Below are 1,104 nucleotides of genomic sequence, written 5' to 3'. Positions count from 1 at the left end.
ACCGCAGAGAGCTTCCTTGGTTTTGTAGACATCACGTCCATCCGCCTTTGGGTCAGCCTTTTGTCAACATGACCTAGTGGCCCCACTCTGGTACGGGTTCAGTCGGTCGACTTCACTTGGCACGCAGGTATGGCCAAATCGCGTAGGCAGATGTCAATGCGTTCGTTGCATCAGGCAGCACGTACGCTTCATCCAGAATCACGAATTCTCGAGGTTTCTCGCATGTCGGACGAACCTTTGGGGGAGGAACTGAGTGCTTTCAATTTGACGCTTGCGCATCGCAAGCTGAGGCGAGAAGTTTCAGTCGAATGCGCTTTTCAGGCATCAAAGGTGTTCGAGCGGGGCGGACCATTCACGGATTTGCTCGAGGTAAAACCTGGCGACGCGAAACGTGATCCGCGGCTGCAAGATTCAGGACGTTTGACCGGCTTCCATTTTGTTGGAGAGGACTGGCCCAATGAGCCGCTCACTGCATTTTACGACTGGATTTACATCAATGCTTTACATCGGCAACCAGAGCTAGCCGCTGCTGTGACGCGCTATGATATTTTCACCGATATTGCCTTTAATCCGGAGAAATCGATCAACTGCCAAGCTGGCGCCGTAGCGCTGTATGTCGCCTTGGTTCGTCGTGGTGAGCTCCAAGCGGCACTGTCATCGAAAGAAGCTTTTCTGCGTGTTGAGGCAGCTGCAAGCGTCAAAGAAGATGGTCAGGGAAGTTTGTTTTGAGACGCACACTCATTCATTTACTTGCCATGTGGGAAACTGAGTTTGCAACGTTACCAATACGATATCAGGAATGAAGCGATCACAAGGGGAATTTCACGCCTGTATCATTTTACGCCTGCAGGAAATGCTCGAAGTATCCTGAGTAACGGATTTGTCTCGCGCAACGTTTTATTAGCCAACGGTGTTGGATTTCTAGCCACCGACACCATGCGTCTGGATGACCACCTAGGGTCAGGATGCATTGATTTCTGTGGCGCCGCGTGATTCACGCTTCCAAAACTGGAGCGGTGACATGAGTGATCTCTTCTGGCTGACCGACGCGCAGATGGCGCGTCTGGCCCCTTTCTTTCCCAAGTCCCACGGGAAGCCCCGGGT

At 52.3% G+C, this 1,104-nt stretch carries 1 protein-coding gene and 1 pseudogene; both read left to right on the top strand.

Going from position 1 to position 1,104, the window contains the following annotated elements; translation table 11 throughout:
• Positions 1-87 precede the first annotated feature (87 nt).
• Positions 88-729: a DarT1-associated NADAR antitoxin family protein gene (locus tag ACOYQJ_RS26190; protein WP_422908814.1), complete on the top strand. Its 642-nt coding sequence runs from the start codon at positions 88-90 to the stop codon at positions 727-729.
• 292 nt (positions 730-1,021) lie between these two features.
• Positions 1,022-1,104 (top strand): annotated as a pseudogene (locus ACOYQJ_RS26185) (IS5/IS1182 family transposase); the annotation flags it as partial.

Source organism: Pacificoceanicola algae (assembly GCF_049341065.1).
Lineage (GTDB): Bacteria > Pseudomonadota > Alphaproteobacteria > Rhodobacterales > Rhodobacteraceae > Pacificoceanicola.
The sequence above is the reverse complement of the archived record's forward strand: the minus strand, read 5'-3'. Positions and strand labels throughout refer to the sequence as shown.